The 22,694-nt window shown below is 66.1% G+C and carries 18 protein-coding genes; 4 read left to right on the top strand and 14 right to left on the bottom strand.

Translation table 11 applies throughout. The features are described 5' to 3' along the window. Nucleotides 1-158: 158 nt before the first annotated feature. The 4 genes from BLT40_RS03740 to orn all read right to left on the bottom strand — a co-directional run bounded on the left by BLT40_RS03740 (nt 159) and on the right by orn (nt 4,140). On the bottom strand, nt 159-1,094 hold the full coding sequence (locus BLT40_RS03740; RefSeq protein WP_036112623.1) for an isopenicillin N synthase family dioxygenase: 936 nt from the start codon (nt 1,092-1,094) through the stop codon (nt 159-161). An 18-nt stretch (nt 1,095-1,112) separates the two neighbouring features. After that, complete coding sequence (gene glmM, locus BLT40_RS03735) at nt 1,113-2,516, bottom strand: phosphoglucosamine mutase (RefSeq protein ID WP_090351466.1); 1,404 nt, start codon at nt 2,514-2,516, stop codon at nt 1,113-1,115. A 154-nt stretch (nt 2,517-2,670) separates the two neighbouring features. Further along, nucleotides 2,671-3,570 carry a dihydropteroate synthase gene (gene folP / locus BLT40_RS03730; protein ID WP_079520316.1) on the bottom strand — a complete coding sequence of 300 codons (900 nt, stop codon included), beginning with the start codon at nt 3,568-3,570 and terminating at the stop codon, nt 2,671-2,673. Nucleotides 3,571-3,573: 3 nt separating this feature from the next. Then, the gene (gene orn, locus BLT40_RS03725; RefSeq protein ID WP_036112618.1) at nt 3,574-4,140 is read right to left on the bottom strand and encodes an oligoribonuclease; all 567 of its coding nucleotides are present in this window, start codon (nt 4,138-4,140) and stop codon (nt 3,574-3,576) included. Nucleotides 4,141-4,216: 76 nt separating this feature from the next. On the opposite strand from orn, the gene sbcB reads away from it, so the two are divergent. Next, complete coding sequence (gene sbcB, locus BLT40_RS03720) at nt 4,217-5,641, top strand: exodeoxyribonuclease I (protein WP_090351463.1); 1,425 nt, start codon at nt 4,217-4,219, stop codon at nt 5,639-5,641. Nucleotides 5,642-5,646: 5 nt separating this feature from the next. After that, complete coding sequence (locus tag BLT40_RS03715) at nt 5,647-6,333, top strand: DUF2461 domain-containing protein (RefSeq protein WP_043694491.1); 687 nt, start codon at nt 5,647-5,649, stop codon at nt 6,331-6,333. A gap of 111 nt (nt 6,334-6,444) precedes the next feature. On the opposite strand, the gene BLT40_RS03710 is transcribed toward BLT40_RS03715, so the two are convergent. The 3 genes from BLT40_RS03710 to ligA are packed head-to-tail and all read right to left on the bottom strand — an operon-like array spanning nt 6,445 to nt 10,207. Further along, on the bottom strand, nt 6,445-6,828 hold the full coding sequence (locus BLT40_RS03710) for an SMU1112c/YaeR family gloxylase I-like metalloprotein (protein WP_043697909.1): 384 nt from the start codon (nt 6,826-6,828) through the stop codon (nt 6,445-6,447). Nucleotides 6,829-6,836: 8 nt separating this feature from the next. After that, entirely contained in the window at nt 6,837-7,769 is a 933-nt protein-coding gene (gene epmA / locus BLT40_RS03705) for an EF-P lysine aminoacylase EpmA (RefSeq protein WP_255363927.1), read from the bottom strand. Between the two features lie 47 nt (nt 7,770-7,816). Next, on the bottom strand, nt 7,817-10,207 hold the full coding sequence (gene ligA, locus BLT40_RS03700) for an NAD-dependent DNA ligase LigA (RefSeq protein ID WP_090351459.1): 2,391 nt from the start codon (nt 10,205-10,207) through the stop codon (nt 7,817-7,819). Nucleotides 10,208-10,309: 102 nt separating this feature from the next. Between ligA and BLT40_RS03695 the strand changes: the two genes are divergently transcribed. After that, nucleotides 10,310-11,794, top strand: coding sequence for an MFS transporter (locus tag BLT40_RS03695; RefSeq protein ID WP_090351456.1), 1,485 nt, complete (start codon nt 10,310-10,312; stop codon nt 11,792-11,794). On the opposite strand, the gene BLT40_RS03690 is transcribed toward BLT40_RS03695, so the two are convergent. Next, nucleotides 11,733-13,172 (bottom strand): cryptochrome/photolyase family protein, encoded by a 1,440-nt coding sequence (locus BLT40_RS03690; RefSeq protein WP_090351454.1) that lies wholly within the window; start codon nt 13,170-13,172, stop codon nt 11,733-11,735. The genes BLT40_RS03695 and BLT40_RS03690 overlap by 62 nt on opposite strands. A 117-nt stretch (nt 13,173-13,289) precedes the next feature. On the opposite strand from BLT40_RS03690, the gene BLT40_RS03685 reads away from it, so the two are divergent. After that, nucleotides 13,290-13,739, top strand: coding sequence for a glycine zipper 2TM domain-containing protein (locus tag BLT40_RS03685; protein WP_036112607.1), 450 nt, complete (start codon nt 13,290-13,292; stop codon nt 13,737-13,739). 496 nt (nt 13,740-14,235) lie between these two features. Here BLT40_RS03685 and BLT40_RS03680 read toward each other — a convergent pair whose 3' ends face one another. The 6 genes from BLT40_RS03680 to BLT40_RS03655 form a co-directional block, all read right to left on the bottom strand. Beyond that, nucleotides 14,236-15,168, bottom strand: coding sequence for a lysozyme inhibitor LprI family protein (locus BLT40_RS03680; protein WP_090351451.1), 933 nt, complete (start codon nt 15,166-15,168; stop codon nt 14,236-14,238). 25 nt (nt 15,169-15,193) lie between these two features. Beyond that, complete coding sequence (gene lpxK / locus BLT40_RS03675; RefSeq protein ID WP_090351449.1) at nt 15,194-16,177, bottom strand: tetraacyldisaccharide 4'-kinase; 984 nt, start codon at nt 16,175-16,177, stop codon at nt 15,194-15,196. A gap of 2 nt (nt 16,178-16,179) precedes the next feature. After that, a complete protein-coding gene (gene msbA / locus BLT40_RS03670) occupies nt 16,180-17,955 on the bottom strand; it encodes a lipid A export permease/ATP-binding protein MsbA (protein WP_090351447.1) in 1,776 nt (591 codons plus the stop codon). Further along, nucleotides 17,952-18,380 (bottom strand): ExbD/TolR family protein, encoded by a 429-nt coding sequence (locus BLT40_RS03665; protein ID WP_036112599.1) that lies wholly within the window; start codon nt 18,378-18,380, stop codon nt 17,952-17,954. Before BLT40_RS03665 ends, msbA begins: the two co-directional genes overlap by 4 nt. A gap of 3 nt (nt 18,381-18,383) precedes the next feature. Next, on the bottom strand, nt 18,384-19,043 hold the full coding sequence (locus BLT40_RS03660) for a MotA/TolQ/ExbB proton channel family protein (protein ID WP_090351444.1): 660 nt from the start codon (nt 19,041-19,043) through the stop codon (nt 18,384-18,386). 243 nt (nt 19,044-19,286) lie between these two features. Further along, complete coding sequence (locus tag BLT40_RS03655) at nt 19,287-22,649, bottom strand: GH92 family glycosyl hydrolase (protein WP_255363926.1); 3,363 nt, start codon at nt 22,647-22,649, stop codon at nt 19,287-19,289. Between the last annotated feature and the right edge of the window lie 45 nt (nt 22,650-22,694).

Here is a 22,694-nt window from a genome sequence, read left to right as displayed (position 1 = left end):
GAGGTGCGCACGCTGCCCTTTGGTGAGGCGGCCTTTTTTCGGGTAGACGACGGCTTGGCCGGCGTTTGCTGGCTGGATGTCTTCACGAGGTACTCCGGAACGAAAACCGGGAGGGTCCATCGTGGGACCCTCCCGGTGAAAAAGCCGCTAAGGCGGAGTCAGATCAGCTTGATCTCGCGCAGACGTTCCTGAAGATACTCGTGCGCCGTGATCGGCTCCGGGTAGCGCTTCGGGTTCTCGGGCGTGATGCAGGACGGCAGCACGTCCAGCACGACATCCGGGTTCGGATGCAGGAAGAACGGCACCGAATAGCGCGGCTTGCGGGCGTTGGCGTTCTGCGGGTTGGTCACGCGGTGCGTCGTCGACGGGTACACGTGGTTGGTGAGGCGCTGCAGCATGTCGCCGATGTTGACGACGATGGCGTCGCCCTCGGTGGTGATCGGCAGCCACTCACCTTCACGCGTGAGGACCTCGAGGCCCTCCGCGCTCGCGCCCACCAGCAGCGTGATGAAGTTGATGTCCTCGTGCGCACCGGCGCGCACGTTGGGCACGTCGTCCTGCACGATCGGCGGGTAATGGATCGGACGCAGGATGGAATTGCCCGAGTCGATCTTGTCGTCGAAGAAACGCTCCGGCAGGTCGATGTGCAGGGCCAGGGCGCGGAGCACGCGCGCGCCGAGCTGGTCCAGCGCGTCGTAGATGCCGTAGCCCTTTTCCTTGAAGTCCGGCACCTCGGACGGCCACACGTTGGCCGGCATCACGTCGGCGAACTTCGAGTCGCGCGGGATCTCGCGACCGATGTGCCAGAACTCCTTGAGATCGGCGAACTTGCTGTCCTTGGCGGTCTCGACCTTGAACGGCGTGTAGCCGCGCGCACCGCCACCGCCGGGGATGTGGTACTGCCGCTTGGTCTCATCGGGCAGCGCGAAGAAGCGCACGAAGGCGTCGTACGCGCCGTCGATGGCTTCCTTCGGGATGCCGTGACCGCTGATGCCGCAGAAACCGAATTCGCGATAGGCCGCGCCGAGCTCGGCGACGAAGGCGTCGCGGTCGGTCTCGTAACGACGGATATCGAGGGTGGGAACCTTCTTCATGCTGCTTCCGGATTTCGTTCAGGCGGTTGCCTGGGCCGCCGATTTTACGGCCTCGGCCAGCTGCCCCGCCAGACGTTCCACTTCGGCCGCGTCGGCGGCCTCGATGGTGACGCGGACCAGCGGTTCGGTACCCGAAGCCCGCAGTACGACGCGCCCGCGTCCTTCCAGTACGGCTTCCACCTCGGCAAGCGCCTGCTTCACCGTGTCGCTGCCCAGCGCCGCCTTGGCGCCCTGCACGCGCACGTTGAGCATCGTCTGCGGCAGCTTGACCAGACCGGCACGGGCCTCGCCGAAGGTCTCGCCCGTCTCGGCCAGGCATTCGAGCAGGGCCAGCGCGGCGACGATGCCATCGCCCGTGGTGAAGCGGTCGAGGCACAGCACGTGCCCGGACGTCTCGCCGCCGAGGATGCCGCCGTGTTCCTTGAGCTGCTGCAGGACGTAGCGATCGCCCACGTTGGCGCGCACGAAGGGGATGTCCATCGCCTTCAGCGCACGCTGCAGGCCATAGTTGCTCATCAGCGTGCCGACGACGGGACCCGGCAGGGATGCCTTGCGCTTCCAGTGGCGCGCGATGACGTAGAGCATGTCGTCGCCATCGGTGACCGAGCCGTCGGCATCGACGATGCGGACGCGGTCGCCGTCACCGTCGAAGGCGATGCCCAGGTCGGCCCCGCGCTCGACCACGGCCCTGGCCAGCGCCTCGGGGGCCGTGGAACCGACGCCGCGGTTGATGTTGAGGCCGTCCGGCTCGGCACCGATGGTCGAGACCTCGGCCCCCAGCTCGGTGAACACCTTGGGCGCGACCTGGTAGGTGGCGCCGTGGGCGCAGTCCAGCACCAGACGCATGCCGCGCAGCGAGAACTCGTCGGCCACGGTGGACTTGCAGAACTCGGCGTACTTGGTCACCGCGTCGTCGACGCGGCGGGCCTTGCCCAACGCTTCGGACGCCACGGTGGCGAAGTCCGCCTCGAGCTCGGCCTCGATCTCGGCCTCGAGCGAATCGTCCAGTTTTTCGCCCTGCCCGGAAAAGAACTTGATGCCGTTGTCCTGGTGCGGATTGTGCGAGGCGCTGATGACGATACCGGCGTCGGCGCGCAGGGAACGCGTCAGGTAAGCCACGCCCGGTGTGGGCATCGGGCCGAGCAGGCGGACGTCGGCACCGGAGGCGACCAGACCGGCTTCCAGCGCGGCTTCGAACATGTAGCCGGACACGCGGGTGTCCTTGCCGATGACCACCAGCACCTTGCGGTTGGGGTCGCGGCGATCGGGACCGGCACAGGCCCCGCGGCGGTCGGCGGCGCGGCGGCGCGCCAGCACGGCACCGGCGGCACGGCCCAGTCGCAGGATGAAGTCGGCGCTGATCGGGTACGAGCCGACGTGGCCACGGATGCCGTCCGTACCGAAGTATTTGCGTTCGCTCATGGCTAATTCCTTTCCGGGGTTGGAAGGATACCTCCGGATGGGGGGTGCCGCGTCGTCGCCTTGTTGGCTTTTCGCGCGCAGGGCGCGCTCCTACAAAAGCCGCCTGTAGGAGCGCGCCCTGCGCGCGACCCCGGCGCCCGCGCGCGACCCCGGCTCAGTCGTCGTCCGGCCAGCGCGGCATCGTGGGTTTGTCGACCCGGGCGGCGGTGTCGCCGGCCTGGACGGCGTGCTGCACGGCCAGGGCGTCCACCGTGGCGGCCACGTCGTGCACCCGGACCAGGATGGCGCCACGCTGCACGGCGATCAGGGCGGCGGCGACCGAGCCGGACACCCGGGCGCGCGGATCGTCACGACCGGTGATGGCGCCGATCATCGACTTGCGCGACAGACCGACGTACGCCCCGGCGCCGAGTTCCGCGAAGCGCCCCGTGGCGCGCAGCAGGGCCAGGTTGTGCTCGAGGTTCTTGCCGAATCCGAAGCCCGGGTCGACCAGCACCCGCCTGCGATCGATGCCGGCCAGTTCACACGAGAACAGCCGGTCGGTCAGGAAGCGATGGACCTCGCCGACCACGTCGTCGTAATCCGGCGCGTCCTGCATGCCCCGGGGCTCGCCCTGCATGTGCATCAGACAGACCGGCACCCGCAGATCGGCGGCGGTATCGAGCGCCCCCTCACGACGCAGCGCGAAGACATCGTTGATCATGCCGGCGCCTGCGCCGACGGCGGCACGCATCACCTCCGCCTTGGAGGTGTCGATCGAGAGCGGCACGGTGGTCGCCGCGGCCAGCCGCTCGATCAACGGGACCACGCGACGGATTTCTTCCGCGGCGCCGACGTCGTCCGCACCGGGGCGGGTGGACTCACCGCCGATGTCGAGCATGTCGGCGCCTTCTTCGACCAGGCGCAGGGCGTGCTCGTAGGCGGCGTCGAGCGTGTCGTACCGGCCGCCGTCCGAAAACGAATCCGGCGTGACGTTGACGATGCCGACGACACGCGGCCGGTCGAGGACCAGTGCGCGCCCGTTGCAGTCCAGCGAGGTGGCGAAGGGATTCATGGCTCAGCCCTGCTGCGGGCCGCCCATCGGGCCCATGAAGCGACGGTAATAGCGAAGCTCTTCGATCGAATCGCGGATGTCGGACAGCGCGGTGTGAGCGGAGTCCTTGTTGAAGCCGCGCGCGATGTCCGGCGACCAGCGACGCGACAGCTCTTTCAGCGTGGATACGTCGAGGTTGCGGTAATGGAAGAAGCGCTCCAGCTTCGGCATCTCGCGATGCAGGAAGCGGCGGTCCTGGCAGATGGAATTGCCGCACATCGGCGACTTGCCGGCGGGCACCCACTGCCTGAGGAATTCGATGGTGGCCGTTTCGGCTTCACCCGGTGCGGTGTCGGACTCGACGGCCCGACCCCAGAGGCCCGAGCGCATGTGCTGGTTACGATTCCAGGCGTCCATCTGCTGCAGGCGCGCGTCGGCATGCGAGATCGCGAAGACCGGCCCCTCAGCCAGCACGTTCAGATCCTTGTCGGTCACGATCGTGGCGATCTCCAGGATGGAGTCGTTGTCCGTGTCCAGACCGGTCATTTCCAGGTCGATCCAGATGAGGTTGTCGTCGTGCGCTGCGGTCATGGGGGCTCCTAACGGTGTCGCCCAGTCTAACGGCAGTGCGCGTGGAAAGCAGGTCGACCCATGAGATGATGTGCCGATGGCCGAACCGACCTTCTTCTGGCACGACTACGAAACCTTTGGCTCCGACCCGCGGCGGGACCGTCCCAGCCAGTTCGCCGGCATCCGCACCGACGCCGACCTGGAGATCGTCGGCGAGCCGCTGATGATCTACTGCCAGCCGCCGCGCGACATGCCGCCCCAGCCCGCGGCCTGCCTGATCACCGGCATCGCCCCGCAGCTGACCGCACGTGAAGGCCTGCGCGAAGCGGACTTCGCCGCCGCGATCCACGAGCAGCTGTCCGTGCCGGGTACCTGCACCGTGGGCTACAACTCGCTGCGCTTCGATGACGAGTTCACCCGGCACCTCCTGTACCGCAATTTCTACGAGCCGTACGGTCGCGAATGGGAGAACGGCAATTCCCGCTGGGACCTGATCGACCTCGTGCGCCTGTGTCAGGCGCTGCGCCCCGACGGCATCGTCTGGCCGACCCGTGAGGACGGCCTGCCCAGCTTCCGGCTCGAGCACCTGGCCACCGCCAATGGGCTCAAGCAGGACCGCGCGCACGACGCGCTGTCCGACGTCGAAGCCCTGATCGCGCTCGCCCGCCTGATCCGCCGGCACCAGCCGAAGCTGTGGGACTGGTACTTCGCGCTGCGCCGCAAACAGCGTGTCTTCGAACTGCTGGACGTGGCGGCGATGACGCCGGTGGTGCACGTGTCGTCGCGCTATCCCGCCAGCCGCCAGTGCCTGACCGTGATCGCGCCGCTGGCGGCGCATCCGTCGCGCGCCGGAGAAATCATCGTCTACGACCTCACGGCCGATCCCGCCGACCTGCTCGCGCTGGACGACGGCGACGTCGCCGACCGCGTGTTCACGTCGCGCGCCGACCTGCCCGAAGGGGTGGAACGCATCGCGTTGCGCACGATCAAGGCGAACAACGCGCCGGCGCTTGCGCCGCTGTCCGTGCTGAAGGGTGCCGACCACGCCCGCCTGGGTCTGGACATGGACGCGGTCGAACGCCATCTCGCCCTTCTGCGCCAGGCGGAAGGCCTCGCCGAAAAGGTGCGGCGCATCTACGGCCAGGCCGGCCAGTTTCCGCCGGCCGAGGATCCGGAACTCGCGCTGTACGGCGGCTTCCTGCCCGACGCGGACAAGCGGCTACTCGCCGAAGTGCGTGCCACGCCGCCCGACCAGCTGGGCTCGCGTGGCTTCACATTCCGCGACCCGCGCTACGCGGAACTGCTGTTCCGTTATCGCGCGCGCAACTGGCCCGAGACCCTCTCGGTACAGGAGCACGAGCGCTGGGAGGCGTTCCGCGTCGCGCGCCTCACCCGGAGGGGCCCGCTGACCTCGCTCACGCTCGACGAATACCAGCTCGAACTCACCGCCCTCCGCGCCCTGCCCGGCTCCCCGCTGCCCCTGCTCGACGAGCTGGAAGCGTGGGGCCACGAACTGCTCTGACACCCATGGCCCAGACTTATTTCACACCCGCGACCTTTCGTTTCTTCAAGTCGCTCATGCGCAACAACAACCGCGAGTGGTTCCAGGATCACAAGGCGGATTACGAGCGTCACGTACGCGAGCCGTTCCTGCAGCTGATCGGCGACCTCGACGCGCCGCTGAAGAAGATCAGCCCGCATTACCGCGCCGATACGCGCAAGGTCGGCGGCTCGCTGTATCGCATTCATCGCGATACGCGCTTCGCCAATGACAAGCAGCCGTACAAGGGCTGGCAGGGATCGCGCTTCTTTCATGAGCGCCGGCATGAGATCCAGGCGCCCGGCTTTTATCTGCATATCCAGCCGGGCGAGTGCTTCGCCGGTGGCGGCATGTGGCATCCCGAACCGCCGGTCCTGAAGAAGCTGCGCGACTTCCTCGCGGACAACCCGGATTCATGGAAGCGGGCGACGCACGGGAAGGCGTTTCGCGAGCGCTTCGAGTTCTGGGGTGAAAGCCTGACGCGGCCGCCGCGCGGGTTCGATCCGAACCATGAGCTGATCGAGGATCTGAAGCGGAAGAATTTCGCCGCCGGGCAGAATTTCGATGAGGAGATGGCGTGCTCATCGGAGCTGCTGCCGTTTGTGGTGGACAGCTTTAAGCGGCTGGCACCGATGGTGGATTATCTGTGTGCGGCGCAGGAGCTGGAGTTTTGAGGGGATCGCGCGCGGACGGGCATCGCGCGCGGGGCGCGCTACTACAGAGGGTATCGGCACCGGGTGCCGCCGTACCTGTAGGAGCCCGCCTTGCGGGCGATTCAACCCGCCTCAGTTCTCATACAACTCAATCGGCAAATGATCCGGGTCGGCAAAGAAGGTAAACCGCTTCCCCGTAAACTCGTCCACACGAATCGGCTCGCAATCCACACCACGCTCCGCCAACGTCGCCACGACTGCATCGATATCGCCTACCGAAAACGCCAGGTGCCGCAGCCCCTGCGCCTCCGGCCGTGACGGCCGCTTCGGCGGCGACGGAAACGAAAACAGCTCGATCTGCACGCCTGGGCTCACTTCCAGGTCTAGCTTCCACGAGTCACGCGCTTCCCGGTACGCCTCGTGCACCACGCGAAATCCCAGCGTCTCGGTATAAAACGCCTTCGACTTCGCATAGTCGGAGCAGATGATCGCGACGTGGTGAATGGCCTCGAGCATCCCCATCGTCACGCCTCCGAAAACGGGAATGCCAGCACGTCGGCAATCGCATCCGTACCGGCCAGCACCATCAGCAGGCGCTCGACACCCAGCGCGACGCCCGCGCAATCCGGCATATCCGCGAGCACACTCAGCAAGCGCTCGTCGATCGGCACTTCGCGGTCGCCCCGCTCCCGCCGCTTCGCGTTGTCACGCTCGAAGCGTGCCCTCTGCTCGTCGGGATCGTTCAGTTCGTGGTACCCGTTGGCGACTTCGTACGGCCCGACATAGGCTTCGAAACGTTCGGCCACCGGCGGGTCGTCGTGACGGATCTTCGCCAGTGCACACTGGCTCGCCGGGAAGTCATACACCACCGTGATGCGATCGCGCGGAAAAAACGGCTGGATGCGATGCGTCAGCACGAGGTCGAGCCAGTCGTCGCGTTCGAGGCCTTCGCCGTCGATCTCCGTGCCGCTCATGGCGGCCTGAAGTTTCTCGACCGGATCGACCAGCGGATCGATGCCCAGTGCGTCGTGAAACAAGCCGCGATACGTCGTCTCGTATACGCCGAACGTCTTGCCCGCCCGGACCAGCAGCAGCTCCAGCAGGTCGATCACCTCGCGCGCCAGCTTCACGTCATCCCAGCCCACGCGATACCACTCGAGCATGGTGAACTCGGGGTTGTGCCTGCCGCCCGCCTCGCCGTTGCGAAACACGCGCCCCAGCTCATAGATGTCACCCGCGCCCGCTGCGAGCAGGCGCTTCAGCGGAAACTCCGGCGACGTACGCATCCAGCGCTCACGCGCACCGGCATCCACATGGCCGGTGAAGCTGGCCGTAAAGCTCTGGATATTGGGATCCGTGTTTCCGGCGGCGGAAAGCATGGGCGTCTCCACCTCCATCACGCCGCGCTCGAGGAAGAACGCGCGAATCCGCCCCAGCGTCTCCGCCCGCAGTCTCAAGGCCTCGCGCCCCCGCGGGAGCCAGCCCTTTCGGCGATGGTCCGCTGTCACGGCGCCGCCCCATGCTCGGCCAGCAAAGCCACCAGATCCGCCTCCGTATAAACCGGCACGCCCAGCTCCTTCGCCTTGTCCAGCTTCGACCCGGCCGCCTCACCGGCGAACACCGCCGTCGTCTTCTTCGACACCGACCCCGCCACCTTGGCGCCGAGACCTTCCAGCCGCTCCGTCGCGTCATCGCGCTTCAGCGCTTCCATCGTGCCGGTGATCACATAGGTCAGCCCTTCCAGCGGCAAGGCCGCAGCCGCCTTCGCAGGCAAGGCCTCCGCCAGCCGGGCCATCGCCTCCGCACTGGCGCGCAGAGCCGCCGCGCGATCGCTGTCGGCGAGGTAAGCACTGAGATTCGACGCGGCCGCCTGCGGCACCCCGGCGACGATCCACTGATGCTCGCCCGCCTTGATCAGCGCATCGAGATTCGCGTAGTTCTTCGCCAGCGTCGCTGTGCTCTTCGGACCCAGCTTGGGCACCTTCGCCGCATCGAGCAGCACATCCAGCCCCAGCCGCTCACGCAGCTTCGGCGACGGCACGCCCTCGTCCGCGAAAACGATTCCCGCATCGAGCAGCGCGTCGACGACCTTCTGGTTACCTTCCTGCTCGAAGAAGGCGGCGATCGACGTCGCCACTTCGTCGCCGATATCGGGCAGCACCCGCAGCACCGGTGCCGGCGTATGTCGCACGAACTCCAGCGAACCGAGCCACGATGCCAGTGTTTTCGCGGTGCTCTCGCCGATATGCATGATGCCGAGACCGAACAGGAAGCGCGGCAGCGTCGACTGCTTGCTGGCCTCGATGGCGGCTACGAGATTCTCGGCCCACCGGGTCGCGACCTTGCCCTGCTTCACCGTCTCCGGTGTCGAACCGTCGCGCTCATCGGCCAGCGTCTTCATCTGCACGAAGCGGTCGACGGTCATCGCATACAGATCGGCTGGCGTGTGCACCATGTCGAACTCGACCAGCGCGTCGACGAAGCGATCGCCCAGGCCGTCGATGTCCATCGCGCGACGCGAGGCGAAGTGAATCAGCGCCTCCTTGCGTTGCGCGGCGCAGATCAGGCCACCGGAGCAGCGATACGCCGCCGCGCCCTCTTCGCGGAGCAGTTCGGATCCGCACACGGGACATGTCGCGGGCATCCGCCAGGCAACTGTGCCCGTCGGCCGACGCTCTTCCACCACGCGCGCGACTTCGGGAATGACGTCACCGGCGCGGCGCACGATCACCGTATCGCCGATGCGGACGTCGAGGCGGGCGACCTGGTCGGCGTTATGCAACGTCGCATTGGTCACGGTGACGCCACCGACCTGCACCGGCGTGAGACGCGCCACGGGCGTTGCCGCACCCGTGCGACCGATCTGGATCTCGATCGCCTCGACGGTGGTCATCTGCTCCTGCGCCGGATACTTGTGAGCGATCGCCCAGCGCGGTGCGCGCGAGACGAAGCCCATTTCCTGCTGGCCTTCGTAATCGTCGAGCTTGTAGACGACGCCGTCGATGTCGTACGGCAGACTGTCGCGCTTCTCGCCGATCTTGCGGAAATAGGTGATGAGACCCTCGAAGCCTTTCGCTGTCGATACTTCCGGCGATACGGGAAACCCCCATTCGCGCAGCTTCGCCAGCGTCGCGGAATGCGTATCCGGCAGCTCGCCGTCCTCGACCAGACCGATCGCATAGGCGAAGAACGCCAGCGGACGCTTCGCTGTGATGGCGGGATCCAGCTGACGCAGCGAACCCGCGGCGCCATTGCGCGGATTGGCGAGCGGTTTCTCACCGGCTTCGCGGGCACGCTTGTTGAACTTCTCGAAGCCGGCGCGCGGCATGATCACCTCGCCACGCACTTCCAGCACGCGCGGCCAGTCCGAACCGCGCAGGCGCAGCGGAATCGCCTTCACCGTGCGCAGGTTGGCGGTGACGTCCTCACCGACCGCACCGTCGCCGCGTGTGGCGCCCTGTACGAAGACGCCGTCCTCATAACGAAGACTGATGGCGAGGCCATCGAGCTTGGGCTCGACGGAAAACACGGGTTGCTTGCGGCCCAGGGTCTGTTCGATACGGCGCTCGAAGTCGGCGACCTCGCGGTACTTCTCGCGGTCGGTGTCGCCCTCCTGTTCGAAGGCGTTGCCCAGCGACAGCATCGGCAAGGCATGTATGACTTCGGCAAAACCGCCATGGGCTCGCGCACCCACGCGACGCGTCGGCGAGTCGAGTGCGGCCAGATCGGTGTATTCGGCTTCGAGCGCCTCCAGCTCGCGCATGAGACGGTCGTACTCGGCGTCGGCAATATCGGGATCGTCGAGGACGTGGTAGCGGTAGTTCGCATCCTCGATGCGGCGGCGCAGCTCGGCGGCGCGCGCGACTTCAGCTTCGGGGGCGGTGGCTTGAGGCATGTGCAGGGTCCGTGATGGCATGAGCGAAGCAGACGCGACCCTGAACTGTCGGCCGAAGGCGCGTCAAAAGCAAGGTTTCGATCCGCTATAATCGCCCGGATCATGCCCTCGACCGACGTCATTGACACCCCCATTTCGACCGACGTCCACGCCTTACCTACCGATCGACCGGCCCTCGCTCCGGCAGAGCCGTCCAGCAAGGCGCGTTATCGCGGCCTGATCTGGCTGGTGTCGGCCGCATTCTTCATGCAGGCGCTGGATTCGACGATCGTCAACACCGCGGTGCCCGCCATCTCCCACGCGCTGGAGGTGACGCCGCTGAGCATGCGCACCGCCCTCACCAGCTACGTACTGACGCTGGCGATCTTCATCCCGATGAGCCCCTGGCTGTGCGATCGCTTCGGCACACGCCGCGTGTTCGGCGGCGCGATCCTGGTCTTCGCGCTGGGCTCATTACTGTGCGGTGTGGCCCAGAGCCTGCCGCAGCTGGTCGCCTCGCGTATCGTCCAGGGCCTGGGCGGCGCGGCGCTGATGCCGGTGGGTCGCTACGTACTGGTGCGCAGTATCGATCGCCGGGAGTTCGTCAGTTCGATGACGACGGTGGCCACCTTCGGCCTGCTGGGATCGGTGGTCGGCCCGCTCGTCGGCGGCGCGCTGGTCGAGTTCACCAACTGGCGGCTGATCTTCCTTATCAATGTCCCGGTCGGCATCGTCGGTCTGCTGCTGAATCGCCGCGAGATGCCGGACTACCGGCTGGATACCGCGCACCGTTTCGATACGCTGGGCTTTATCCTGTTTGCCGGCGCATCGGCGCTGCTGCTGATGGCCGCCGAGACCGCCGGTGGCGACGGCCACTGGCCCCTCGTGCTCGGTTATGCGGTTGCCGCGATCGCGACGGGCATGCTTTACGTCCGGCATAGCCGTCGTACCGAGTTCCCGGTGAGCGACCTCTCGCTGCTGAAGGTGCGCAGCGTGTGGGTTTCGCTGGCCGGCAACCTGTTCACGCGGCTGGGCGTTTCCGGCATGTATCTGCTGCTGGTGCTGTTCCTGCAGATCGGCTGCGGCTGGTCGCCCCTTGTGGCCGGCATGATGATGGTGCCGCAGGCGATCGGCTCGATCTCGGTCAAGCCTTTCATCAACCGTCTGCTCACTCAGTTCGGCTATCGCCGCCTGCTGCTCGGCAACACCATCGCCGTCTCGGCCGTACTTTGCTCCTTCGCGCTGCTTTCGGCCGACACGCCGGCCTGGGTCACCGTGATCTTCGTCTACGTCTACGGCGCGGTGATGTCCTTGCAGTACACCTCGATGAACACGCTGGCCTACGTGGACCTGGACGTGCAGTACGCCTCGCAGGCGTCTTCGATGGCCTCGACCGCGCAGTACCTGTCGATGAGCTTCGGCATCGCACTGGCATCCTTGCTGATGGCCGGCTTCCTCGGTTCGCATAACGCCCAGGGCTATGTCTGGGCGTTCCGCTGGTCGGTCATCGTGCTCGGCCTGATCACCCTCAGTGCCAGCTGGATCTTCAGCCGTCTGCACGATCCGCGGACGGCACCCGATCGCTCTTCGACGCCTGGTAAGCGGTAAGCGCGTCGTCGCGCGTGGCCTTCAGATCGACCAGCGGGCGCGGGTAGCCCGACGCCTTCAGGAACGCTTCGTCTTCCCACGGCGCATGCACCAGACGTCCGGGCGCATCGCGAAGCTCAGGCACCCAGCGCCGGATGTACGCCCCGTCCTTGTCGAATTTTTCCGACTGGGTCACCGGATTGAAGATGCGGAAGTACGGCGCGGCATCGGCGCCGCTGCCCGCCACCCACTGCCAGCCCAGCGAGTTGTTGGCCAGGTCCGCGTCGACCAGCGTGTCCCAGAACCACTTCGAGCCCAGCACCCAGTGCTGACGCATGTTCTTCGTCAGCAGGCTGGCGACCAGCATGCGCACGCGGTTGTGCATCCAGCCGGTGGCCCAGAGCTCCCGCATGCCCGCATCGACGATGGGGATGCCGGTCTTGCCCTGTTTCCAGCGGCGCAACGCATGCGCATCGCGCTTCGCCCAGCGGAATCCGTTGAACTTCGGGTTGAAGTTCTCTTTCGGGGTTTTCGGGAAGTGGAACAGCAGATGGTGCGCGAACTCGCGCCAGCCAAGCTGCCGCAGATAGGGCTCGATATCCGGCTTTTTCTTCGTCCTGGCCGCGTGGGCACGCAGTCCGGCGGCGATCTGGAGGGGCGATATCTCCCCCCAGTGCAGGTGCGGCGACATCCTGGATGTGCCGTGCCTTGCAGGCAGGTCGCGACCTTCCACGTATTGACCCACCGCGTCATCGGCGAAGAGTTCGAGCATCTCGTGGGCGCCCCGCTCGCCCGGCGTCCATTCGTCGAAGCCTCTGGCCCAGTCGAGTGTCGGCAACAGCGCCAGCTCGTTCAGTGCCACCGACGTCGGCAGGCTCGCCAGGTGCATGGGCGACGGCGCGTCGACCGGCCCGACGTCGTCGATCCGCGTGCGGAGGTTGCGCCAGAACGGCGTGAAGACTCGGTAAGGCTCATCCTGTTTCGTGGCGACGTCCCAGGGCTCGCACCACAGCGACGCGTTGAACGAGGCGACGTCGATACCGTCCTCCTCCAGCGCCTTGCGCACGGCCTTGTCGCGACGGATGACCTTCGGCTCGTAGAGCCGGTTGAAGTACACGGCTGTGGCGCCGGTGGCCTCGATGGCTGCGCGCAGCGAATCGAGGCTCGACCCCTGCAGAATCTGCAGCGACCCGCGATGTGCCCCAAGCGAGGTATCCAGGGCCGCCAGTGAATGGTGCAGCCACCAGCGCCCGGCGGCGCCGGGTGCCCACTCGCCCTCCTCCTCCGGGGCGTGGATGTACAGCGGCACGACGTGGTCGTGCGCCTTCATCGCCTCGACGAGAGCGGGGTTATCTGCAAGACGAAGATCGCGGCGGAACCACAGGATGGCGGTAGTCATGCCCCTAGTATCCAGTCTTTGTGTGAAGTGTGAATCGTGCTCGCCATTCATTCAGCAGCGATGCTTAGACTGGTCCCACTACGGCACCGTCCCCGCCGTTCGAATGAGGAGTTTTCCATGAACGTCAAGACCGTCCTCGGCCTTCCCCTGGCCGCCCTGCTCGCCACGGCGGCAGTCGCGCCGGCCTCGGCCGCCACGCTGACCCGCAGCGACGGCATCTACGTCCGCTGCGACCAGTGCGGCGTCGTCCAGAGCATCGAACACAACGTCGTCCAGGGCCGCGACCACGGCACCGCGGGTGCGGTCATCGGCGCCATCGCCGGCGGCGTCCTCGGCAACCAGGTCGGCAGGGGCAACGGCCGCAAGCTGGCTACCGTCGGCGGCGCGGTGGGCGGCGGCTTCGCCGGTAACGCAATCGGCAAGGGTGGCGGCAGCGAGAGCTACACGCTGCGTCTGAAGATGGGCGGTGGTGGATACACCAATGTCCAGGTGAAGGATGCGAGCGCCATTCGCCAGGGCGACATCGTGGTGGTGGACGAGAACGGGAACGTGTCGCGGGTGCAGTAACAGGCGCTCCGACTTCTTCGCTGTTCGAAGGCCGGTCTTTTGACCGGCCTTTTTTGTGTGCTTTAAGCTGAGGGCTCGGCTTCGCCATCGCGTTTGGTTCTCCGCGTTCGTGCGGCACGAGCAAGAGCCGGCGGGTGCCACCCTCGCGCCCACGCCTGCGGCGACCCCTCAAGGAAAGGCCGCTACCGCGGCCGTGTATCAATGGCCTTCGGCCGGGTCGGGCTCCGACTGGGGGTTTTCGAGTCGGCTGTCCCTGCCTCCCCGAAAACGGCCGGTCATCCCTGACCGGCCCCGCTCTCGCGGCCTCTTCCAGTCGGAGCCCTCGCCTGCGGCTACCGGACGCGAGAGTGGCACCCGCCGACTCTTTCGGACGGTAAGGCGATGTGGGGTCGAGCGGCGGTTCGCTCCATCACTGGGCCGCTAGCCGAGCCCCCTGGGCATCTGTAGCGGTTGAAGGTGCTTGCGCCTTATTGGCTCGCTTCCGACGATGAACTCATCAAAGCTTGCTGAACTCTGAAAGTTGCGCTGGATCCGCGTCCTCGAACCTCACAACGCCAAAGTCCCTGGACGTGAGAAGGCGGCGCTTCTCCTGACCTGTCACCGTGTCTTTCTCGCCAAATAGCGCGCTGGACAAGATCCAGGTCTTCGCCGGATCTGAGTACTTGAATGCATAGGTATTCGACCATCGCTCACGGCCGCCCCCACTCGTCACGACCAGGAGTCGACCTTGCGCCAGCCATACGTAGGCTAGCGGGTCATCACCGTGCAGCCCACCACATCCTGCGCAAGGAACAAGCCGTGAATTACTCACGGCTTTTTTCAACCGCCCCTCGCCGTCGGGAACGAACAACTCAACCGAGCGGTCGAACTTCGAATCTGAACTTGCGGTCGTCACTAAAATCGCGCCCGGCGTCGAAGAGTCTGATAAAAATCCCGGTTGATACGCGTATACGGACCCGCCTGGCGGCGCGAATGCGCCATATTCGCCACGCCAGGACGGATCGTCAGTGGCGATAAGCCGATCTATGTTTCCAGGCGTCAGGGCGACCTCAAGAGCGGATGCACGGCGCGCAGTGAATACGACGGCGCAATCATTCGCCGTCAACGGCTTGCCTTGCCCGTCCTCTTTGCTATTGGCACAAACGCCATCGCGCGCAGAAATCCATGCCCGCTCACTTGCCCTCAGCTCAGATCGCTGTTCGACCGGGAGTTTGCTCAGGAGTGTCCGGTAAGCCGCATTCAAGCGCACATCCTGGAATCCGAATTCATTACGCGAGCAGCCGATCCAATCGAGGTCAGGACCCTCGGTAGCGTCAAGACAGGCCGTATATCCCGGACGGATGGCGATGGAGGAAGCGGCGCCCGCGACTGACTGGAGCGAAAAAAGAAGCCCGCATACGCCGACGACCCAAGCTGTTCCATGCTTCATGCGAACTCCAATCAGAAAACCTTATCTATGATCGCTTACGTGCGACGCACGCCGCGACGTCGTCATAAAACGACGGCGGCAACGACGCACTCACCGGGACGCGCCACCAGTTCTCGCGCGCGAACGAACGACATTTCACCGCATCCTTGTCAGTCATCAGGACGGGGCAACCGTCGGCGAACGTCAAGTCGTCGCGGGTGAATGCATGATGGTCGGCGAATGGGTGACCGTCCACGGCGATGCCCTGCGCGGTCAGGCTGGCGAAGAAGCGCGCCGGATTGCCGATGCCTGCGACGGCATGTGCGGGGCGGCCGGCGAAGTCGGCGAGCGGTGCCGTGCGCGAGGGGTCGGCCATGTTGATCGCGATGCCGCCTTCCAGCGTCATGACGATTTCGTTCGGCTGACCGGTGTGGCCGTTGACGACGATGAAGTCGACTTGTGCGAGGCGACTGGCCGGTTCGCGCAATGGCCCGGCGGGCAGCAGGCGGCCGTTGCCGAGGCGACGCTCGCCGTCGATGACGCAGATTTCCACGTCGCGACCGAGGCGGTGATGCTGCAGGCCATCGTCGGCGAGGATCAGATCGCAACCCGCATCGATCAGGAGTTGCGCGGCTTCGGGACGCTCGCGACCGATGGCGACAGGAAAGCCGCTCTGGCGGATCAGGGTGGGCTCGTCGCCGACCTTCGAGGAATCGTCGCTGCCGGTGAGCAGGTACGGGCCACGCTCGGACCCACCGTACCCGCGGCTCACGATGCCGGGCTTGAACCCGCGCTCGGCCATCGCTCTGGCCAGCGCGACGATAAGCGGTGTTTTTCCGGTACCGCCGATGGTGATATTGCCCACCACGACAACCGGCACGGACAGCTTCACAACGCTTGATGCGTCACGTCGAAAACGTTCCGCGCGACGAGCGACAACGGCGCGGTACAACGCTTCAAGAGGCAGCGTCCACAAGGGCGGCTTCCCGCCCCCGTACCAACGCCTCTGTAACGACGTTCCGAGGGCCACGGTCAGCCCTCGGAGACCTGCTCGTGGAACTGCATGCGATGCAGGGCGGCGTACTGGCCCTGCTTGTCGAGCAGCTCGCGGTGCGTGCCGAGTTCGATGATCCTGCCCTGCTCCATCACGGCGATCTGATCGGCGTGTTCGATGGTGGACAGGCGGTGCGCGATCACCAGCGTGGTGCGGTCGCGCATGAGGCGGGTCAGCGCGTCCTGAATCAGGCGCTCGGATTCGGTGTCGAGCGCGCTGGTCGCTTCGTCGAGGACGAGGATCGGCGCGTTCTTCAGGATGGCACGGGCGATCGCGATGCGCTGGCGCTGACCACCGGAGAGCGAGTTGCCGCCCTGGCCGATCTGCGTATTGAGGCCTTCGGGCAGGCGCTCGATGAACTCCATCGCGTTGGCGGCCTTCGCGGCGGCGATGATGTCCGCCTCGGCGGCACCGGCCATCTCGCCGTAGGCGATGTTGGCGGCGACGGTGTCGTCGAACAGCACCACGTGCTGGCCGACCCAGGCGATCTGTCGGCGCAACGAGGCCAGCGTGTACTGCGCATAGTCGCGGCCGTCGATCAGGATGTTGCCTTCGGTCGGCTCGTAGAAACGCGGCAGCAGACTGACGAGGCTGGACTTGCCGCTACCGGAACGACCGACCAGGGCGGTGACCGTGCCGGGGGCGCAGACCAGGTCGACGCCGCGCAGCGCGATATGGTCGTTGCGCTCGTAGACCAGCTTGACGCCTTCGAAACGGATGTCACCCCTGGTACGGACCAGGTTCTCGGTGCCTTGGTCGACTTCCGGCGGCTCGTCGATGATCGCGAACAGGTCTTCCGCCGCGCTCACGCCCTTCTGCAGGTTCGACTGGATGCCGGCCAGTCGCTTCAGCGACGGCAGCATGCCGCCCATCGCGGTCAGCACGGCGGTGAACACGCCCGGGGTGATCGTCTCGATGACGCCGGGGCGCGTGCCCAGGAACACCAGTGTCGCCAGCGCCATGGCGCCGACGGTCTGGATGGTCGCGCTGGAGGCTGCGCTGGTGGCGGACACCTTGAGATTGAGCCGGCGCTGGCGGTCGGCGATCGCGCCGAAGCGGTCGCCCTCGCGCGCCTGGCCACCGTAGATGCGCACTTCGCGATTGGCCGCGACCGCTTCTTCGACGGCGCTGGTCACGGTGCCCATATTGCCCTGGATGCGCTTGCTGATCTTGCGGTAGCGGCGGCTGATCACCGTGACGATGACCACCACGCAAGGCACCAGTACGAGCAACGCCATCGCGAGATACGCGCTCTGGTAGAGCATGACCGCAAGCAGGCCGACGACCGTGAGGCCTTCGGTCACCGCGACCTTGAGCGAATCCGACGATGCCGCCGCGACCTGCTCGCTCGTGTAGGTGATGCGGGAGATCTGCTGACCCGACGGCTCCCTGGCGAAGAACGTCGACGGCAGGCGCAGATATGCGGCAAACACCTCGATGCGGATCGCCTGGACCACGTTGCGACCGACGAAGGCGATGCCGTAGTCGGTGCAGTACGAGGCCACGCCACGCACCGCGAAGATGCAGATGATCCAGATGGGCATCCAGAAGATCGTGTGCGGATCGCGTGCGATGAACAGGTTGTCGATCAGCGGCTGCAGCAGGTTGGTGAACAACGAGAGGCAGGCCGGGTCGATGATCATGCCGATGATGGCGATGATGCCGGCGGTGCGGAACCGTCTCGTGTAGCTGAGCAGACGCTTGTACGTCTGCCAGGTGCGGACATCCCAGACCGAAACGCGTGGAGTACTCACTGGGCCGAAGCCGCCTCGGACGGGGTCGTGGCGATGGACAGGCGCGTAAATCCGACCTGGCCCAGCGCATCCATGGCGCGCACGACGTTCTGGTGGGGGGTCATCGCATCGGCACGGATCACCACGAGGCGATTGCGATCGTCGCCCGCGACGCGCTGGATGGCGGTCTTGAGCGGCTCGATGCCCTCGCCCATGACTTCGTCGCTGCCGACGGAATAATGGCCGTCGCGGTCGATGACAACGTTGAGCGCGTTGTCGGTGCCTTCGCGCGCCTCGCTGTCCGCCTTGGGCAGGTTGACCTTGAGGCGCGAATGCTGGACGAAGGTGGTGCTGAGCACAAAGAACATCAGCAGGGTGAGCAGGACGTCGATCAGCGAGATCACGTTTATCTCGAAGTCGTCCTCACGGCGGGAACCGATGCGCATGGATCAGCCAGCCTGCGGCGCGGCAGCTTCCGCGGCGGTGCGACGACGCGGCGCGGCGGGACGCGGGACCGACAGGTCGTCGAGCAGCGCTGTCGCCTCTTTTTCCATCTGGACGACGTAGCCGCTTACCCTGGAGCGGAAATAACGGTGCAGTACGTAGGCCGGGATCGAGACGATCAGGCCGAAGGCCGTGCAGATCAGGGCTTCGCCGATACCGCCGGCCATCCTGGTCGGGTCGCCGATACCGCCGGCCATCACGCCCATGAACATGCGGATCAGGCCGATGACCGTGCCCAGCAGGCCGAGCAGCGGACCGATCAGGGCGATGGTGCCGAGCGTATTGAGGTAGCGCTCCATGCGGTGGACCACGTGACGGCCGCTGTCCTCGATGCGCTCCTTGATGAGCTCACGCGGACGGTCGCGCACGGCCAGCGCGCCAGCGAACAGCTCGCCCAGCGGCGACCCCTTCTCCAACGCGGCAAGGTGCGCCGCGTCCAGCTGTGCCGAGCGGGCCCACTGCCGCACCTCTTCACCCAGCCCCGGCGGCAGCACGGCCGCCCGACGCAGGGCCCAGAAGCGTTCGAACACGATCGCCATGGCGACCAGCGAGCAGATCAGGATCGGCAGCAATGCCCAGCCGCCAGCGAGAAGGATCTCGAGCACGTGAACCCCGGAGGTACTTTTGAGTCAGGTGCGCATCATAGCAGGGCCCGGGAAAGGGACTGAGGCGCTCTTAACACTACGGCGAACGGCCAGCTCCAGAGGCCGGCTCTGGTAGGAGCCAGCCCTGCTGGCGAAAGGATCTTGCCTCAGTCTCCACGAAGAACCGAGGCAAGCATGAATCGCCAGCAGGGCTGGCTCCTACCAGGGCAGGCAATGTCCACAGGCCCCGCCAGAGTGAAGCTCTCAGCGGTGGCCGAGGAACTCCACTTCGCTGATATCCACACCCGCCGCCGGGTCAGCCGCCACCAGACGCAGGCGATACCAGGCATACGCCTTCGGTGTCGCCACGGCGAAGGCGCGCGTCTGCCGACGCCACGGCCAGGTCTCACCCTTGCGCTCATCGACCGGCGTGTAGTGCTTGCCGTCGCTGGAACCCTCCAGCACCCAGCCCGACGGATCGGCCGGCTTCGCGCTGGACGTCAGGGTCAGCATCTCCACGGTCACCGGCTTGGCGAAGTGCCAGCCGAGCGCCGCGCCCGTGGCATCGAGGTGAGCCGTGGTGTCCGAGGTGTTGTCGAACAGCCTGGCCAGCTCGTCGGCTTTAACCGAACCGAACGCCTTGCCGCCGTCGGCGGTCAGGTCAACCAGCGGCGCGGGCTTCGCGCCCTCCGCCGTGATCGACGCAGGCAACGCGTCCTCACCCGTACCCCACCTCGACGGCGCCGGACCCATCTCGAAGTCCAGCGTGGCGCCCTTGGCCAGCAGCTCATGCGGCAAGGTGACCTTGTCCCACACCTGCCCGTTCACCTTGAGCGACTGCACATAGCGATTGGTGTCGCTGACGCCCGGCGCACGGATGTCGATGCTCGCGCCGTTTTCGAGGCGGATGGTCATGTGCGGGAAGTGCGGCGCGCCGATGACGTATTCGGGCGTGCCCATGCGCAGCGGGTAGAAACCGGCGGCGCCGAACAGCCACCACGCCGACATCTCGCCGTTGTCCTCATCACCCGGGTAGCCCTGGCCGATCTCGCTGCCGACATACAGGCGCGACACGGCGTCACGCAGCTTGTCCTGCGTCTTCCACGGCTGGCCGGCCTCGTCGTACATCCAGATGATGTGGTGCGACGGCTGATTGGAATGGCCGTACTGGCCCATGCGGACATCGCGCGCCTCGAGCATTTCGTGGATCACGTCGCCGTAGTCGCCCACGTCGAACTTGCCCGGCGCGCTGAAGAACTGGTCGAGTTTGGCGGCCAGCGCTTCGCGACCGCCGTACAGCGCGGCCAGGCCGGCACCATCCTGCGGTGCGTGGAACGCCATGTTCCAGGCGTTGGTCTCGGTGTAGTCGCCGCCCCAGCGGATCGGGCTGAAGTCCTTGTCGGTCCAGCGCCACTTGCCAGCCGGGTCGCGGGCGACGAAGAAGCCGACGGCCGGATCGAACAGGTTGGCGTAGCCGACCGCACGCGAGCGGTACCAGGCGGCATCGTCCGCGTAGGCCTTGTAGTCACCGGCCGCGGCCGGCTCCTTCGACAGCGCGGCGGCGAGGTTGCCGATCGCGAAGTCGCTGATATAGCCGTCCATCGACCACGACAGGCCTTCGTGCACCTTGTCGTCGGTGTAGCCGTTGAACAGCGAACGCTCGATGCCCTTGCGGCCCGTGCCCTTCACGTCACTGACCGTCGAGGCGTTGCGGATCGCCGACTGATAGAACGCCGACACATCGAAGTTACGCACGCCCTTGAGCCATGCATCGGCGAAGGCCACGTCCGAACTGGTACCCACCATCAGATCGGCATAACCGGGCGAGGACCAGCGCGCGATCCAGCCGGCGTCGCGGTACTGCTGCACGAAACCGTCGATCATCTTGCCCGCTTCGGTCGGCGTAAACAGGACATAAGCCGGCCACGCCGTGCGATACGTATCCCAGAAGCCGTTATTGACGTAGGGTTGGCCCTCGACCACGCGTGCGCCGGTCTGCGTCGGCGTGTTCGGGCCGGCCGGCGCGGAGAACGGGCTGGCGTAGCGCCACACCGGCCTGTCCTTCGTACCCGTGTTTTCGTAGGCCTGGTTCGGGTACAGGAACAGACGGTACAGGTTCGAATAGAGGATCGTGCGCTCGTCGGGCGATGCCCCTTCGACCTTGATCATGTCGAGGCGGTCGTCCCAGGCCTTGCGGGCGCGTTCGCGCACGCTGTCGAAGGTATCGGCGGTCGCGATTTCCTGACCGAGATTGGCTCTGGCCTGATCGACCGAGATCAGCGACGTGGCGATGCGCATGTTGACCGTGCGATTGCCCTTCTTGGCGGTGTCGAAGCCGAACCATGCCGAGGCGGCGTCGCGCTTCTCGCCGGTCAGACGGCCGCTCTCCGACACATCGCGGTCGAACTCGGCATAGAAGAACAGACGCGTGGCACCGGTCGACAGGCCGCTCCTGACGTCGGACCAGCCCTGAATCGCGCGATGACCCGGATCCAGTGTGACTTCGGCCTTGTCGTTGAGGTTGTCGAAAATGAGCTGCGAACGCCTGCCCGTAAAGGTGAAGCGGAACATCGCCGCATGGTCGGTCGGCGTGATTTCGGTGGTCACGCCGTTGTCGAAACGCACGCGGTAATAGTCCGGATGCGCCACCTCGGCATCGTGGCCGAACGCCAGCGCACGCGCTTCGCGCTTCAGCGCAGGTGCGCCCGACTCCGCCTGTGCGGGCATGACCTGAAAGGTCTGCCGCTCACCCATCCACGGGCTAGGCTCATGCGACAGCGCGAATGCCTCGATGCGGGGGCGATTGTCGTCGCCGTTACGCTCCTGGTACTGGTAGAGCCAGTTGGAACCGGCGTTGGTCACCGGCGTCCAGAAGTTGAAGCCGTGCGGCGTCGCCACGGCAGGGAAGTTGTTGCCGCGCGAGAAGTTGGCGTTGGCATTGGAACCACGGCGCGTGTCCACGTAGTCGGTGGGATGCGTGCTGGACACGGGCGTTGCCGTGCCGATGCGCACGTCGTCGATGAAGCCTTCGAAGGCTTCGCCCGGCGGTGCGTCGGCGACCAGCTCAATGGAGCGGACACGACGGCCTTTGGCGACCGCGCCCAGATCCACGCTGACGTAGTTCCACTGGTCGGGATAGAGCACGCGGCCTTCGCCCTGCGCCTTCGCCGTGGCGGCGATACGGTGCTGGTCGCGCGCTCCCGTGGTCGACAGGCGGGAGCCATCGTCGAAGACGAGATCCACGGCGACGTAGTTGGCCGGATTGGCGAGGTCGTCCTTATTCGATCGCGGGAAGACCAGCCAGGACAGCGTGGTGCCCTCGCCGACGCGGATATCGGTGTCGAACAGCTTCGCCGTGTTGGGCGCGCCCGTGGAGTTGCCGGCGTAGCGCAGCGAGTGCGTACCGGTGAAACCGACATTGGCTTTGGCCGTAAGGACGGCTTCGGCGGGCGGGCCGCCGACCAGGCTGACGTCGAGACCGCCCGGCACCTTGTTCGCCAGCGCGGGATCACCCGGCTCGAATGAGCTGTCGAAGCGCTGATTGGCCGCGAGGGCCCCTACGGGTACCACCATAGCCGCCATCGCCAGGACGAATGCCGTCCTGCCCCAACCCTGCTTCGATCGCATCACGCGTCTATCCCCTTGAGTGCGGAATCCCCATTTAAATCGTTC

This window comes from Dyella sp. 333MFSha, from assembly GCF_900102405.1.
Lineage (GTDB): Bacteria > Pseudomonadota > Gammaproteobacteria > Xanthomonadales > Rhodanobacteraceae > Luteibacter > Luteibacter mycovicinus.
The sequence above is the reverse complement of the archived record's forward strand: the minus strand, read 5'-3'. Positions and strand labels throughout refer to the sequence as shown.